The sequence below is a fragment of the Moraxella tetraodonis genome (assembly GCF_022359095.1).
GTDB lineage: Bacteria > Pseudomonadota > Gammaproteobacteria > Pseudomonadales > Moraxellaceae > Faucicola > Faucicola tetraodonis.
Genome location: NZ_JACSYB010000001.1, coordinates 2059992 through 2075449 on the forward strand (window position 1 = coordinate 2059992; position 15458 = coordinate 2075449).

Annotated in this window: 12 protein-coding genes; 6 read left to right on the forward strand and 6 right to left on the reverse strand. The window is 45.6% G+C overall.

Annotation, left to right across the window (positions count from 1 at the left end; genetic code table 11):
* Positions 1–244 precede the first annotated feature (244 nt).
* On the reverse strand, positions 245–556 hold the full coding sequence (locus H9W84_RS09120) for a YqfO family protein (protein WP_095355941.1): 312 nt from the start codon (positions 554–556) through the stop codon (positions 245–247).
* A 197-nt stretch (positions 557–753) separates the two neighbouring features.
* On the opposite strand from H9W84_RS09120, the gene H9W84_RS09125 reads away from it, so the two are divergent.
* Positions 754–1188 (forward strand): YeeE/YedE family protein, encoded by a 435-nt coding sequence (locus H9W84_RS09125; protein ID WP_239743149.1) that lies wholly within the window; start codon positions 754–756, stop codon positions 1186–1188.
* Positions 1189–1211: 23 nt separating this feature from the next.
* A complete protein-coding gene (locus tag H9W84_RS09130) occupies positions 1212–1640 on the forward strand; it encodes a DUF6691 family protein (RefSeq protein ID WP_239743151.1) in 429 nt (142 codons plus the stop codon).
* 6 nt (positions 1641–1646) lie between these two features.
* On the opposite strand, the gene H9W84_RS09135 is transcribed toward H9W84_RS09130, so the two are convergent.
* Positions 1647–2309, reverse strand: coding sequence for a TetR/AcrR family transcriptional regulator (locus H9W84_RS09135; protein WP_239743153.1), 663 nt, complete (start codon positions 2307–2309; stop codon positions 1647–1649).
* Between the two features lie 262 nt (positions 2310–2571).
* Here H9W84_RS09135 and H9W84_RS09140 point away from each other — a divergent pair, with 262 nt between their 5' ends.
* Together H9W84_RS09140 and H9W84_RS09145 are read left to right on the forward strand one after the other, a co-directional pair.
* Positions 2572–4299 carry a GMC oxidoreductase gene (locus H9W84_RS09140; RefSeq protein WP_239743155.1) on the forward strand — a complete coding sequence of 576 codons (1728 nt, stop codon included), beginning with the start codon at positions 2572–2574 and terminating at the stop codon, positions 4297–4299.
* 44 nt (positions 4300–4343) lie between these two features.
* Positions 4344–5786 carry a coniferyl aldehyde dehydrogenase gene (locus tag H9W84_RS09145; RefSeq protein ID WP_239743158.1) on the forward strand — a complete coding sequence of 481 codons (1443 nt, stop codon included), beginning with the start codon at positions 4344–4346 and terminating at the stop codon, positions 5784–5786.
* A 111-nt stretch (positions 5787–5897) separates the two neighbouring features.
* Here the strand turns inward: H9W84_RS09145 and H9W84_RS09150 are convergent, their stop codons facing one another.
* Positions 5898–7142: an oxygenase MpaB family protein gene (locus tag H9W84_RS09150; RefSeq protein WP_239743160.1), complete on the reverse strand. Its 1245-nt coding sequence runs from the start codon at positions 7140–7142 to the stop codon at positions 5898–5900.
* Positions 7143–7497: 355 nt separating this feature from the next.
* Here H9W84_RS09150 and H9W84_RS09155 point away from each other — a divergent pair, with 355 nt between their 5' ends.
* Together H9W84_RS09155 and H9W84_RS09160 are read left to right on the forward strand one after the other, a co-directional pair.
* The gene (locus tag H9W84_RS09155; RefSeq protein WP_239743162.1) at positions 7498–9150 is read left to right on the forward strand and encodes an MFS transporter; all 1653 of its coding nucleotides are present in this window, start codon (positions 7498–7500) and stop codon (positions 9148–9150) included.
* A 145-nt stretch (positions 9151–9295) separates the two neighbouring features.
* Positions 9296–10408 carry an HlyD family secretion protein gene (locus H9W84_RS09160; protein ID WP_239743163.1) on the forward strand — a complete coding sequence of 371 codons (1113 nt, stop codon included), beginning with the start codon at positions 9296–9298 and terminating at the stop codon, positions 10406–10408.
* A gap of 39 nt (positions 10409–10447) precedes the next feature.
* Here H9W84_RS09160 and H9W84_RS09165 read toward each other — a convergent pair whose 3' ends face one another.
* From H9W84_RS09165 to H9W84_RS09175, 3 genes are all read right to left on the reverse strand, one after another.
* Entirely contained in the window at positions 10448–12283 is a 1836-nt protein-coding gene (locus H9W84_RS09165) for a 3-hydroxyacyl-CoA dehydrogenase (protein ID WP_239743165.1), read from the reverse strand.
* 251 nt (positions 12284–12534) lie between these two features.
* Positions 12535–13689, reverse strand: a complete 1155-nt coding sequence (locus H9W84_RS09170; protein ID WP_239743167.1) for a catalase family protein — start codon at positions 13687–13689, stop codon at positions 12535–12537.
* Between the two features lie 74 nt (positions 13690–13763).
* Positions 13764–15353: a Dyp-type peroxidase gene (locus tag H9W84_RS09175; protein ID WP_239743169.1), complete on the reverse strand. Its 1590-nt coding sequence runs from the start codon at positions 15351–15353 to the stop codon at positions 13764–13766.
* Between the last annotated feature and the right edge of the window lie 105 nt (positions 15354–15458).

Sequence of the window (15458 nt, forward strand, 5' to 3'; positions counted from 1 at the left end):
TATTGGGGGGATTTGCCATGTCTCGCTCCTTAAATTCAATGGTCGGCTGATGGGTTGAAATAAAGTGTAACAAATTATTTACTATTGACTATAGACCATTTAAAACCAAGCCACAATCGCTTTTTGCCCTATATTCTGGTCATACTTTTTACTTGTAGTCGAGCCAAAAAAGGCGTTTAATAACCTTAGGCATGTAAGTATATAGGTAAGCGAATCAGTCATCGGGTGAGGATAAACTGGATGACTAAATGTCTTCAAGCTTTAGCACATCATAAGCGGGGGTTTCATACGGGTGTGCCTGTTTTAAGGCTTGCACCACCGCTTTGATGCGCTCATCTACAACCACCATCTCGACTCGCCATTCTTCGATTGTTTGTAATTGATTGGTGGTACCAATAAAGGCCTGATTGCCTGCCAATGGCATAAACTGTCCTGTGCCCAACACCTGCCAACAGCAATACTGATAATTGCCAATCTGCCCTGCCCCTGCGTCAAACAAAGCTTGCTTTACAGCGTCTAGATAATCGGTCGGTATGTATGTGGTGAGTTTATACATGATTGGTTTTTTCATCCCTGTCATTATTAGGTACTTGCCTTAATCTAGCATATTTTTTTTGCAAAAAGCCATTTAGTAATCCGTTTTGTCCCCCTATCGTTAAATCCATCCGTTTACCAAAGAAATTATCCGTTAAACTAGCTATACATTATATAATATTGTATAATGTATATTATTACAAAAATCTCAGGTGTTTTATGCTGTTATTTTCTATGGCAGATTATAGTCATCCATTGGTGGGTGGTATGTTGATTGGGCTCTCTGCGGTTATGCTGTGGTGGAGTATTGCCAAGATTGCTGGCATCAGTGGCATTGTCGCCAGTCTTTGGCAGCCAAACTCACCTGATTTTGCTTGGCAATTGGCGTTTTTTGTTGGCTTACTGGTATCGCCTTGGGTGGTTGGTTGGTTATTTGGTTTGCCAACCATCGAGGTAACCTCATCGCCTTGGCTGTATGTCATCGCAGGGTTATTGGTCGGTGTGGGTACGCGGATGGGCTCAGGGTGTACCAGTGGTCATGGTATCTGTGGCAATGCACGTTTTTCACCCCGTTCATTGGTGGCAACCATTGTCTTTATGTCCGCTGGGTTTGTGACGGTGTTTATCGGTCGTCATTTGTTGTCATTGATTTAATTGAGACGTTAGGGGCATCTATCATGCGAAAAGAAATTGTGTTATTGATTAGTGGTATCTGTGGGTTGTTTTTTGGTACAGGCTTGATTGTCAGTGATATGGCAAACCCAAAAACCGTGCAAAGCTTTCTTGACCTCGCAGGCGATTGGAATCCTGCGTTGATGTTTGTGATGGTTGGCGCGCTCATTGTCGCGACCATCGGTTTTAACTTAAGTCGCTTAAAAAAGACCAGTCTATCGGGTGCGCCGTTTCCACCGATTCGCCGCGGTATTGACAAGCGCTTGGCGATTGGGTCGATGATATTTGGTGTTGGTTGGGGCATCGCTGGTATCTGCCCTGCCCCTGCGGTGGTACTCATGGGCATGGGTATCTGGCAGGGGGTGGTGTTTTTTATCGCCATGCTAGTGGGTATGGGGATGGTGATAGCGTTTGATAAAGCCCAATCTGCTTAATCATCATTAGTCATCAGTAGGGTGAAATAACCGATAAAACCCAGACGCCATGAGCCAGCTTGCTAGTTGCTGTGGCGTTTCTGTTTGCCCTTGCCGCACCCAATGAATATAGGTGTGATACAGCATTCCTGAGGCAAATACCAGATTGTACTCCCCGCTTTTATCCTGATGTGGCGCGGTCATAGCTTGGCAAGTCAATGACTGCTTTTTGCGGTATTCGACAAAAATTTTGCTATTAAGTAGCGTATCTAAAATCAGCCCTTCAAAGCCTTGATTGAGCAAAATCTTGGTCGATAATTCAAACTTGCTCAGATAGTCAAACACTTGTCGCAAAAACGCATAAAACTCGGACTCGCTTGCCGCCGTCAAGTCGATAAAAGGAAAATCATGCTCAATCTGCGCCAAATAGTCTTTGAGTAGCGCAAGTTTGCTATCGTAATTGCGGTAATACCCCATGCGACTCACGCCCGCCTTTTGGGTCAGCTCGGTGACGCTGATATCAGCAAATGGCGTGGATTCCATAAATTTGAGCAGCGCTATGGCGAGCGAACGTCTGACCACGGTGTTGGCATTGCCCATGATATGCGCCTGCTGTCCAAAATCACTCAAGCTCGACTCAATACTCGTACCCGTGGGCGATGGAAGCGGTGTGAAGGTTGGCTTTGGCACGCGTTAATCCTTTCAACTCAATCCTTTACTTAATTTATCAAAACAAAACAAACCCAAATGTCACAGTTGCAGCAGCCTGCTGAAAAATTAGTATACCCTAATCAGGTAGCGGGTTGAACTGTTTAGCGGTAAACCCCTGTTATACAAAAACAGATATAGCCAAAAAGCCACTGCAAAGTAGCCCGCGGCGGGTCAGCTATAAGGACAACTATTCAAGATAACTATTAAGGACAACTATTAAGGAAAATAAGGAAAGCGATACATGGAAGGTCAATCATTTGATACGGATTTTTTGGTCATAGGCTCAGGCTTTGGCGGTAGCGTCTCAGCGATGCGACTGACCGAAAAAGGCTATCGCGTGATTATCGCGGAGCAAGGCAAGCATATTTCTCCCGAGACCATGCCCAAAACCGTGCGCGATATCAAGCAGTTTTTGTGGTTGCCTGCGCTCAAGTACAAAGGTTTTTTTTCGCTTCAGCTATTTAAGCATGTCATGGTGTTGCATGGTAATGCGGTGGGTGGTGGCTCAATCACTTATGCCAATACCTTATTACAACCAGAAGACAAAATCTGGCAACAAGGTAGCTGGGCAGGGCTTCACGATTGGCAAGCGGTGATGCCACAGCATTATGAGACCGCCAAACGCATGCTAGGCGTGAGCCAAAATAAAAAAGTCGGCAATGCAGATTTGATGCTACAAAAAATGGCGAACCTGAGTGGCGTGGGTGATAGTTTTTATCTCACCGATGTGGGCGCCTACTTTAGTGAACATGACAAGTATGCTCACCCTTCTGTCAATGGTGACCCGTATTTTGGCGGCGCAGGTCCTAAGCGCAGTCCCTGTATAGGCTGTGGTGGCTGTATGGTGGGCTGCCGTTATGGCGCCAAAAACACCCTAGATAAAAACTACCTGTATTTTGCCCAAAAAAATGGCGCTACCTTGCTCGCTGAAACCAAAGTCACGGATATAGTACCGATAGCAGATGATAGCAAATCGCCAAGCGACCTTGCCTATCAAAACGGCTCGCAAGGCTATCGGGTGACGCTGCAATCAGCGGATAAAGGGGAGTATCAAATCACCACCCAACAAATTGTGCTGTCAGCCTCTAGCCTCGGTAGCCAAAAACTGCTGTTTGAGCAGCGCCATAAAGGCAATATGCCCCATATTTCCCCTTATCTTGGCAAGCGTATCTATACCAATGCTGAATCTTTGCTAGGCGTGCGATTTTTGGATGAGCAACATGGCGCCATGAGCGATGGCGTGGCTATCGGCTCTGGGATTTATTTGGGTGATGGCACACATATTGAGGCGACGCGTTATCCTGAAGGTTTTAATATTGCGTCCTTTTTGGCGACGTTAAGCAATTATAAAAACGGCAAAAAAATACCGCTACTGGCTTGGTTATGGTGTTTTATAACGCAGTTTATCGTCAAGCCCCGTCAGGCGTGGCGTGCATTTCGACCGCATAATATGGCAAAACAAAGCCTTATTTTGCTATGTATGCAAAGCACGCCGTATGCGCTTGAAATGCGCTATCAAAAAAGCCCGTGGTGGCGGGCTTGGTTGGGTAGTCGCTACCAGATGCAAACCTATGGGCCTGCGATCCCCGCCTTTATCCCAGAAGCGAGCGCGTTTGCCGAGCAGATGGCAACCCAAATGGGAGGAATCGGTTATGGCGTGTTGTCGGAAGTATTTTTGAACATCCCAACCACCGCGCATTGTATGGGTGGGATTTCGCTAGGCAACTCCGCATCAGATGGCGTGGTCGATAAGTACCACCGATTGTTTAATTATCAAGGGTTTTATGTCTGTGATGGCGGCAATATCTCGACCAACTTGGGCGTTAACCCAAGTCTCACCATAACGGCGTTGACAGAGCATGCCATGAGCCATATTCCGCACAAAGCAACCCAGTTACCGCATGCTGCGGATACCACGAGGCAAAACGTGACGCTGGTTCAAAAAGATGCTAGCAAGATACCGGCTTAACTGCTATGTTGAGTTAAAATTTAACTAAATGATTGGGATAATACATGACACCTCAAGACAACTCAGATGCAACTAATTCGGATGCAACTATCAATGCCATGCAGCAGCAGTTCGACATCATGCGGACGGCTAGCCGCCAAGACCAATATGTCGATTGGTCAATTCGTAGTGCGCGGCTAAAAAAATTAGAACAGCTGGTGATGGACAACCAAAGCGAGATTATCACCGCTATTCATGCCGACTTTGGACAACGCCCAGCGGCTGAAACCACCATGCTTGAACTATTCCCAACGCTTGAAGCCATTCGTTATACACAAAAGCACGGCAAGGCTTGGTCTGCCAAACAGCCCGTCAAAACTGGGATTTGGTTTTTGCCCGCTCGCAGCTATATCCAGCCGCAGCCGTTAGGACTCGTAGGCATTATCGCACCTTGGAATTATCCGTTGTATTTGGTGATTGCGCCACTGGCTGCCGCATTGGTGGCAGGCAATCGTGCGATGCTCAAAGTCTCAGAAGCATCGCCGAACTTTGAGCGGTGGCTGGCTAATGCGTTACCCAAGTATTTTGCCGCAGACGAAGTGACCTTGATTACAGGGGGTGTCGAAGTCGCACAAGCCTTTAGCCAATTACCGTTTGACCATTTATTTTTTACCGGCTCTACCGCAGTGGGCAAACATATCATGAAAGCTGCGGCACAGAATTTGACCCCTGTCACCCTTGAGCTGGGCGGCAAATCCCCTGTCGTGGTGACGCCAAGCGCTGATGTGGCAAAGACTGTCAACCGCGTATGGACAGGCAAAACCATGAACGCAGGACAAACCTGTATTGCGCCTGATTATGTGTTGATGCAGGGGGATAAGAAAAACGCCTTTATCGAACAATCAACCGCATGGCTTGACGCCCACTACCCCAATCTTGCAGACAACCCCGACTATACTTTTGTCATCAACCCCAAACAAGCCAGCCGCGTGCAAGGTTATCTCGATGAAGCCAAACAGCGCGGTGCCACCCTCATTCCACTGACCGATTATGAAGTGAATATCGAGACTGGATTTTTCCCACCGATGATTGTCACCGATTTACCAAGCGATGCTAAGTTGCTGACAGAGGAGATTTTTGCCCCCGTATTGCCATTGGTGTCCTACCAAGACTTGACGCAGGCAGTGGCGTATGTGAATGAGCGTGACCGCCCACTTGCGCTGTATGTGTTTGGCGAGGACAAAGCCGACACCGACTACGTACTTGCGCATACGGTGAGTGGCGGCGCGTGTATCAACGAAACGATTTTTCACATCGCCCAGCAAAATCTGCCGTTTGGCGGTGTCGGGGCATCAGGGATGGGGCGTTACCACGGCAAATATAGCTTTGACACCTTCTCTCATCCAAAAGCGGTTTTTAAACAAAGTCACCTTAACTTCGCGCATTTGCTTCAACCACCGTATGGCAAGACCTTTTGGAACATGATGAAGGTGATATTAAAAGCCTAGTGCTTGCAATGCTTAGAGAAGCTTGTATTGATAATCTTGCCTAGATAACCGTTACTGTCACTCTTGTAAATTGGTAACATCATATGAGCTAGCTCATTGGTACGTGCTAGCTCATTGATAATAGTTGTCGTGCTTTTTGAGCCACCAGTTCATATTATCTTGGCGTTTGGCGCGAAATTGCTCCAATCTTTTGGCAATAGCCGCATTGTGCGCTCGTGCGGTATCAAGCCCAAACAGAATCGGCACACTGACAAGCACACCATAGCGCCATTTTGGGCTAGGCAGTCCCAAGCCATCACCAATATCATCACCCACTAAAGTCCGTGTGACACTGGCATTGACCCGCTCAACCAGCTGTCCACGTTTGTTATCCTCACCCATAATTTGCGAGGGTAAATCATGCAGCGCTTTGGCGAGCGGTTTACCAAATTCAAAATCTAATTGCTGGGTTGCCAAATAGCTATAAAGCCATGCCCACGCCTCGGTTTCATCTTCAGGAATGCGCCCCAGCTCAATCCCCATCCACCAACTTGCCAGTTGCCATAAGTGCATGATGCCTTGGGATTCTTCGGCGCTGATTCTTGCCCCCAGTAATTTTAGTCCGCGCATAATGAGTAGCGAAAACTGCAAGTGGGTTGCCACCATATCGGTTTGGTTAATGGGTACCCCCCAGTAGTCACTGTCCCAATCATGACTGCATAAGTGTTGTCGTACCAGACCGTGTGTCTGACGCACTTGCAGACTTTGTCGCCAGCCTTCTGTGCCAATTGCCAATGGTGGTTGCTGGTTGCGGCTAATCGCTGGATACTCAGACACTGCCAAAATATATGCATAGGTTCGCATGAGCCTTGGCAATGCATCATGCACTAACGCCCCTGTTTTGATGAGTGGCAATGACAGCGCAGGGATACTATACCCTGCCATTAGCGCGACATTACGCAGTAACCAAATCAGCATCAACGGATAGCGCCGATAGGCAATTGCACCAATCTCGGCAAGCTTGGCATCATACCAACTTGGATATTGGCAAAACTGCTGATAAAGCGTCTCAAACGCTGGCTGTTGCAATAACGCTTTGGCTGCCGATACGTTACTCGTTTGCGCTATCCCTTGCTCATGCAAAATCAATTGCTGCAGAGGTTTGGCAAATTTGATACCGCTGGATAACAGCGTATCGACAGGCTGATCTGCGATACCGTACCCCTGCTGCATCTGTTGCAATAAATCCTTTGACACCTCAAAATCACGGGGCAATAAAAATCGTTTGATACGCTGCAACACTTGTAAATCAGCATGGTGGTCAATGTCAGTATTGCGCCCCAGTGTCGGCAAATCGGTTTGATAAAGCGGGTTCATAGCAGTGATAAATCAGTAATGAATGAATAGATAGCCTAGCGTATTTTGGCAACTAAAAAACATCTATGCAGCAAAAAAATTGATTTTTTTTGTTTGAAGATGTTCGCCCTTAATCGATTGGGTATATTTACTGGATGGATTTGACCATAGCTTGTCTGATGGGTTTTAATGACCTGTGGAATAATGATTGGTTGGATAACGAAGAGTTGGGTAATGATGACTAGCATAGCGCTAGTCCATTTTACATGTATCATGTCACATTTATAGAACTATTTTGTCGCTGACGCTAAGCCTATTTTTGATTACACTATAGCCAACCTCTCTTGTCTTAACAGTATCAAAATCGAGCTACCCTTTGAAATCACCTAGAATCTTAGAAACGCCACCCAATTGGACCGAGGATGAAAAACCCGCGTTACCCGGTTCCCCGCCGAGTATTGCTCACTCTCGATCAAAAAGCATTGTGTACTTTGTCATCGGCGTTTTTATTGCAATTTGTGGTGGCTTGGGCAATGGCATTATTACCGCCAATTTACCGCAAATCCAAGGCGAATATGCGCTGACACCCTCACAAGTGGTTTGGATACCTGCTGTGTATGTGATGGCAAATGTCAGCGCCAACCTGCTACTGTTTAAAGCGCGTCAACAATTTGGGTTACGCTGGTTTTCTGAAATATCGCTGCTGATGTTTATGCTAGTGATGTTTATTCATATATTTGTGCAAAACTACCCGATGGCTTTACTGGTCAGGGCGATGGGAGGCTTTGTCGCGGCGCCGTTATCCTCACTCGGGCTTTATTATGTGATGCAAGCCTTTAGTAGTCAGTATCGCCTGCAAGGTTTGTATATTGGCTTTGGGGTCAGTGCGCTGGCGATTCCGTTGGCTTGGATAATGTCCCCTTATTTGGTCAATGTGAACGACTGGACTCGGCTTTATACCTTTGAGTTTGGTTTGGCGCTGTGTTGTTTTGCGATGGTGGTCGCCGTCAAGTTGCCACGAAGTTTACGTATTGAAGTGTATGAAAAGAAAGACATTCTCACCTTTTTGTTATTGGCGCCCGGTTTTGGGTTACTGTGTGGGGTGTTGGTACAAGGGTCGATTTTGTGGTGGGAAAACTCACCCTTATTGGCGTATATGCTCATTGGCGCGTTGGCGCTGTTGATGTCAGGCTTTTTCTTTGAGCATTACCGCAAAAATCCTTTGATTATGACCCGCTGGCTGGGGAGTTTTGCGTTATGGCGTTTTGTGGTCGGTGCTTTTTTATTGCGTTTGATTATGTCTGAGCAAAGTTACGCGGTGGTGAATTTTTTAAAATCCCAAGGTCTAACGTCCGACCAGTTTGTGGGTTTTTATACGGTCATATTTTTTGGTATGTTGGCAGGTTTGATAGTCAGCGCACTGACCTTTTCACGGGATCGTTTGATTCCGCCAATGGTGGTGGCGACTTTGCTCGTAGCGGTTGCCGGTGTGTATGATGCCAATATGCTCACCAGTGACGTACGACCCCAAAATTTTTATCTCAGTCAATTTGCAGTCGCGTTTGCAGGCTCACTGTTTATGGGTCCATTGGTATTGATGGGATTTGGGCTGACGCTGCGACAAAGCGTCAATCATGTCATCACCTTTATCATATTGTTTGGGGCGACCCAAAACTTTGGTGGGTTGGTAGGCTCGGCTTTTTATAGCACCCTGCAACAGCAGCGCACCCAGTATCATAAACAAAGTATTTTACAGCAAATGCAATCGACAGATGCCACGGTAACCCAGCGCCTTCAACAATACCAAGCAGGGTTTAAACCCGTCATCACCGACAGCAATTTGTCGCAGCAACAAGCCCAACAATCCCTCAACCAAATTGTCACGCGAGAAGCGCAGATTAAAGCGTATGGCGATATCATTACTGTGAACAGTTACATTGCCACGTTTTTATTTGCTTGGGGTATGATTAATATCGCCCGCAAAAAATACATTGAAAATCGGCAAAAAGTAGCAATTAAGCAAACATAGACTGGATACGCTAGAGGGTCTAACAAGGCGACCCAATTAGATAATTGTTTTTAGATAACTGTTTTTTTTAGATAACAGTTTAATGATAAATTGAATGATCAATAAAATTTAATGCTAAATAAAATGCTTACGGAAAACCCAACTCATGAGTAGTGAAGCAAAAAACCAGAATGATGCGCCAGCTGATGACAGTGATAATAAACCCACACAGGCGCCTGAAAAGATTATTAACCCTAGACCGCTTACCTTAATTATCATGTTGGTGGTTTTTTTGCTCGGTGTTGCGGTGATTTTATGGGCATGGCATTTGGGTCCGTTTAATACGCCACTGCAACAAACCGAAAACAGTTATGTCAAAGGCAATATCACCCTATTGTCGGCACAAATTAATGGTTATATCGAAAAAGTCTACGTCACCGATTTTGAGGACGTCAAACAAGGTCAGCCGTTAGTTAAAGTCAGCAGTGCTAACTACTCACAGCAAGTGGTACAAGCCGAATCAGGGTTGGAACAAGCGACGACTAATTTAGCCAACCAGCAACAAATCATCGAGCAGCGCAAAGCCGATGTCAAAGCCGCGCAGGCAAAAGTAGCACAAGTTAAAACCCAGCTAGAATTGTCTATCCAACAGCTAAAACGACTAGAATCCTTGGTCGGCGTTGGCGCCGTGTCACAAAATGAAGTCGATACTGCCAAAGCGGCGGTTAAAAACAATGAAGCACTGATGAGCCAAGCAATAGCCAGTGTCGATGTCGCCCGCGAAGGTCAAAAGACCGCAGAAGTAGCAAAGATTGGTTTGGTGGCACAGATTAAAAGCGCCAATGCACAGCTAAATCAAGCCAATACCAACCAAGAGTATGGCTTAATCACCGCCCCGACCTCAGGTAAATTAGGGCAAATCAATATCCGTACCGGTCAGCTGGTGACGCAAGGCACACAGTTGGTTTACCTCATCCCAAAATCGATGTGGGTCATTGCCAATTTTAAAGAAACCCAAATTGATAAAATGAAAATCGGGCAAAAAGCGTGGTTTACTGTGGATGCCCTAGGCAAACAAAAATTTACGGGGGTAGTCAAAAGCATCTCCCCCGCAACAGGGTCAGAATTTAGTGTCATTAAAACCGACAATGCCACCGGGAATTTTACCAAAGTGGTACAGCGCATTTCTGTACGCATTGACATCGATGGCAACCAAAGTCGTCTGAATGAATTGATGCCAGGCATGTCGGTAGTGGCAACGGTAGATACGTCAAGTTAGCAAATTAACCCTTGTTTATTCTCCTCTACCAAACGCAATTTAGTCAGATAGGCTTAAAAAATCTTTCGCTAAATAAGCTGGGTTAGGATATTGATAGAACCCCTCACCCGTGGCTTCACCCAGTTTGTTAGTATCGACCAGTTCTGCTTTGAGCTTTTCAGCGGGCTGCTGCAAAGAGGGGTCCATTTTTGCCAGTTCATTAAAGATGTTGTAGTTGGTTTTCATGCCATTTTTATCCAAAATCGCCATCGGTCCAAAGGGTGAACCCGTGGCTATCATCCACGTTTTATCAATGGTTGCGGCATCGGCAACGCCGTTTGCCCACAGTTTTAACCCCGCTACCAATAACGGAATCAATAAGCTATCAAGCACATAGCCCGATTGTTCTTTTTTTACCGCTATCGGTAACATGGCAATGGCTTTGGCAAATTCGATGACGTCAGCATAGACTTGTGGGTCGCAGCTTGCTGCCGCCATCAACTCCACCGTATTACGGATATGGATGTGATTGGCAAAATGCAGCATCAAGAATTTTTCTGGACGGTTAGTAAAGGTCGATAACACGCTTGGCAATAGCGTCGATGAGTTACTGGCAAACACGGTTTTGGCAGGGGCGGCGGCTGAGGCTTTGCTATAAAAATCTTTTTTGATGTCTAAGCTTTCTGGCACCGCTTCAATCAATAGGTCTGCATCTTTTAACGCCTCATGCAAGTCCGTGGTGTAAGCCAAATTTTTGCTAGCTGCTGTCACTTGGGCATCGGTTTCACCTAGGTCATGCTGATGCTGATTGGCAAGGTCGGTAAAGCGAGCTTTCGCCTTAGCAATCGCGTCATCGTTAATGTCATAAATAGTCACGTTAAACCCATGAAACGCACATTGCACCGCAATTTGGTTGCCCAATACGCCACTACCTGCCACGGTAATATTTTTATAGGGTACTTTGGATAAATCCGCTTTAGGTGGTTTTAAAAAGTCAGGATTTTTAAAGGCGGGATTGGGGTATTGATAAAATCCTTCGCCCGTTGGCACACCCAGTTTATGTTGCTCGATATACTCTTTTTTAAGCATATCGACGACCGCTTGGTCCTGTTGTTTGCCCTTAGCTACAGCAAGCTTGTAAATATTGTAAGGGGTAGTCAGCCCCAGCATATCATAAAAAGCAAATGGTCCCATCGGCGAGCCTGTGCCAAGCATCCAAGTTTTGTCGATGGTTTGAATGTCAGCAATACCTTGGATATACAGCTGCATCCCTGCATTTAACCAAGGATTGAGTAGTGAATTTAGTACATAGCCCGAGGTTTCTTTGTTGACGATAATAGGCAACATACCGATTTGTTTGGCAAACGCAGTCACCGCATCAAATACATTAGGGTCAGTATCGGCATGCGACATAATTTCGGCAAGATTGCGCTTCCAAATCTCATTGGCAAAGTGCATCATTAAAAACTTAGCAGGACGGTCGGTAAATTTGACCAAATCACTGGGCAACATGGTAGATGAGTTACTGACAAATACGGTTTTCTCGGGTGCGGCTGCTGAGGCTTTGCTATAAAAATCTTTTTTGATGGCGACATCTTCGGGCACCGCTTCAATCAACAAATCGGCGTCTTTTAAGGCGGCGCTTAAGTCTGAGCTATAACGCAAGTTTTGCTCAGCGTATTTGGCTTGTTCGCTTGTTTCACTTAAATCATCCTGATGACGTTTGGCGATATTGGCAAATTTGGTTTTGGCTTTATTGAGCACCTCGTCATTGATATCATACACAACGACTTTAAAACCATGAAACGCCGCTTGTACGGCGATTTGATAGCCCAAAACACCACTGCCTGCGACTGTGATATGGGTAAAATTAACAAGAGGATTCGACTCTGACATACAATACTCCTAGATTGATTGGCAAATACGCAACTTTATTTTTGGTATTATCGTATTTGCTAATCACTATGTTTAATAGCTTAAGTTTAATGAAATAAGTTTAATGGCGTAAAAAGGTAAAAAACCGTTAGCCCAGTCACAGGCTAACGGTTTTTGAATGATTAAAGGCGATGTAGTTTTTTACCCAATGGGTGAAATTTTACCCCAAACAATGCCCCCATAACCGCCCCGCTACTGGTTTTTTGCCAAATTTAAAGGTTATAAAAATCTTTATCAAATGCCTGTTTTAGATTGATTGGCTCGGCACGTTTTTTATGATTTAAACGATGGCGAGTGGTCGAGGCGGTCTGATAGGCACGCAGTCGCGCATGTTGCAAATTACCAATCGGACGGTTGGCTTCAATACAGCGAAACGGGGTAAATGACAAGTGTTCCATAATGTCAAAATTACCGTCATCCAGCACATCTTGGCAAGGGATGGTCAGTTTTGCCACTGTCACAAACGGGGCGTCTTTTTCATCCCATTCTTTGGTCAAGTCATTAATGGGTTGGTCTTTTAAGTTACGGCACAGCTGGATTTGCACATCAAACTCATAATCGTGCTGACGGATTTCTTGTAAAATCAGAGGACGAATCGCCTCGCTGGTGGCACTGACATCGAGATCTCGGCGTTTGATTTTGGCTTGTGACGCTTTGGTCGGGGCGACACGGATTTTCGCCATATAGTCGCCATGACGCACCGCCCCTTGTGAGTAAAAACTGTATAACAAGGTATTTTGCGGTTTGATGGTTTTAAACTTACTAAAAGCCCTAAAAGTCTTGAGGGATTCTTTGGATGGCAGTTTTTTGCCATATTGGGTAATCCAGTCAAAGGCAAATTTGGCTTGCCCTTTCGCGCCTTTGGCAAAATAATCATTTAATTGTAAAAATAGCCGTGAAATATAACTATAGTCTTGGATAGTATTACAAAAGAAAATAGGAAAATTAATCAGATTGTAGTCAAAGTTTGGGCTATCTGGCTCATCTGGCAGTAATTTGTCGCCTTTGACACCAAAGACTTTAATCGCCAACCCTTGAGAAAGCCCCAACTTGTTGTCGGCAGCCACACGAGATGAGCCGTTAGAAAAACGAATCACTGCTTCATGACGAGCGGGTTTGGCATAGATACCTTGGGCATATTCTTTGGGCAGTTTTGGTAAAATCTCAAAGTTGGCTTTTAATGCACAGTAGCCTTTAGCGTGGGCATCTCGGGTGTGATAATTGATTTTGCTAACCGTGTCTGATTTGCCGATATAGTCACGAATATCTGCGGTGATTTGGTCGATGGCTTTTTCATCGTCGCTAGTAAGCTGGTCGATGGCTGGGTCAAACTTGGCATAACGACGACCGAATAATTTATTTAACATGATGATTGTCCTTTGTTATTTTTATCAGGTTAGGTTTACTAAACCCACCTAACCTTTTTTTATTTAGATTTACTCTAATATGAATTTTCGTTCAGCTCACTAATCCATTTGAGTGCCGACAAGCTTGGTACAAAAAGATATTCACCGCCTTGTAGGGTATTAAATTGCAAAATATTGGTATGACGCTTACGAATTGGCTCATCGGGTACGGTGAACACATCGCTATCAGCGTCACTACCTGCGTGTACGCCTAGCATTGGGTCACGTTCTTCCCCAAGGTTCATAAAGTTGCCGTCATTAATCCATTGGCTTTGCAAAAACTCAAGCGTGTCCATGGCATGGGCGTTGATACCGATAAAAAATAACCCCCGCTCTTGACCATCGTCTTGGGTCACGTTGGGCGGCACGATATCGCCATACGATACACTACGGCGGATGATACGGTGAAGACGCACATCGCTTAGAATAAAATCTTTGGTATTGCGGGGGTTCATACGGCGAGCATGGGCACCAAACGGGCAGCCTTTGCCATAGGGATCGTCCGTGTAGTCAAATTTATTGTTTGCTACATTGTCTTTGCCGAGGGCTTCATCATCATGGTCTGGGCTTAGGGTGATGGGGGCACCCGAACGCCAGCGACCAAACATTTTTGCCCCCAATTTATCGGCTTTAGCTGGGTCATTGTCGCTTTGTTCAAGGCAATAGCGGTGAAAGTCAGCGACATTACTGCGGTATTTTCGCAGTACCATAAACGAACCGTTTTTTCCCAATACTTCAGGCTGTGGCATGGGAGGTACCACGCCCGCTTCACCTTTATAACCTAACACAAATTCACCCGCCGCAATCGGACGTTCGGTGTTATTTTCAAGGGTGATACCACTGCCATCAACTTCTGGGTTACTGATGCCATCGCGATAACCAAACACGTTTTTGACGTCACCATCTACGCCAAAATCATGTTCCACTAAGATTTCGATCGCGTTACGGCTGGTATCTAGATAAGGGGCAAACGCCTGTTTAAGTTCGTCAAGTTTGGCTTGCCATTTTTCTTGGCTATCGGCAATTACCGCGCCACAAATATGAATATCGCCTTTATCACCAAATGGCGCAAGCCAGTTACTAGGGTCATTATCGCCTTTGTCACCCAAGATATCGGAGCGGCCTGCCATACCTGCTTTGAAATTTTCTGGGAAAGAATCAAGCGAGCTTTGCGGTAAGCCTAAAGCTTTTAGCCCCTTATACGTCATCACAATGGTCAAATTGGCATCCATATCTTTTTGGAAATTTTTTGAGCCTGTGACGTTTGGTAATACCGCTTTTAGTAATTCACGACCCGCGTTGCTGTCATTGACTTTTAGCGCGACAAGCGTGCCGTAGTAAGGCGCAGGGCGGTCATGCAAAATAATAGCTTGAATATCCTCAAGCTCCATCGTGGCGATATTGGGATAGATAGCGTTCGTTGCACGTGTCATGACGCTGTGCAGCTGCGTGCTGATTTTTTGTTTGGCTTCGTGTACCCGTTCTTTGACACTGCCTTTTTCAGTGGGTGTATCGCTGTGTTCAAATTTGTCTTTAACGGCCTCTATGCCATGCTCGATACCATCTTGTAGATGGGTTTTTAATTTGCCAAGTAGGCTTTCATTCGCTGGGTTGTCGTTATTCATGGTCGTTCCTAGCAGGGAATTTCAAAAATTTGATACTAAGAACCTGTTCACATACACCACGCTAAATATCGCTTATGGTAAAAATCACGCAACAAATGGCTTTTG

Excerpts from the sequence above, each read along its gene's own strand:
- H9W84_RS09120 (WP_095355941.1), bottom strand. The coding sequence starts at position 556 with ATGTATAAACTCACCACATACATACCGACCGATTATCTAGACGCTGTA.
- H9W84_RS09125 (WP_239743149.1), top strand. The coding sequence starts at position 754 with ATGCTGTTATTTTCTATGGCAGATTATAGTCATCCATTGGTGGGTGGT.
- H9W84_RS09130 (WP_239743151.1), top strand. The coding sequence starts at position 1,212 with ATGCGAAAAGAAATTGTGTTATTGATTAGTGGTATCTGTGGGTTGTTT.
- H9W84_RS09140 (WP_239743155.1), top strand. The coding sequence starts at position 2,572 with ATGGAAGGTCAATCATTTGATACGGATTTTTTGGTCATAGGCTCAGGC.
- H9W84_RS09145 (WP_239743158.1), top strand. The coding sequence starts at position 4,344 with ATGACACCTCAAGACAACTCAGATGCAACTAATTCGGATGCAACTATC.
- H9W84_RS09150 (WP_239743160.1), bottom strand. The coding sequence starts at position 7,142 with ATGAACCCGCTTTATCAAACCGATTTGCCGACACTGGGGCGCAATACT.
- H9W84_RS09160 (WP_239743163.1), top strand. The coding sequence starts at position 9,296 with ATGAGTAGTGAAGCAAAAAACCAGAATGATGCGCCAGCTGATGACAGT.
- H9W84_RS09165 (WP_239743165.1), bottom strand. The coding sequence starts at position 12,283 with ATGTCAGAGTCGAATCCTCTTGTTAATTTTACCCATATCACAGTCGCA.
- H9W84_RS09170 (WP_239743167.1), bottom strand. The coding sequence starts at position 13,689 with ATGTTAAATAAATTATTCGGTCGTCGTTATGCCAAGTTTGACCCAGCC.
- H9W84_RS09175 (WP_239743169.1), bottom strand. The coding sequence starts at position 15,353 with ATGAATAACGACAACCCAGCGAATGAAAGCCTACTTGGCAAATTAAAA.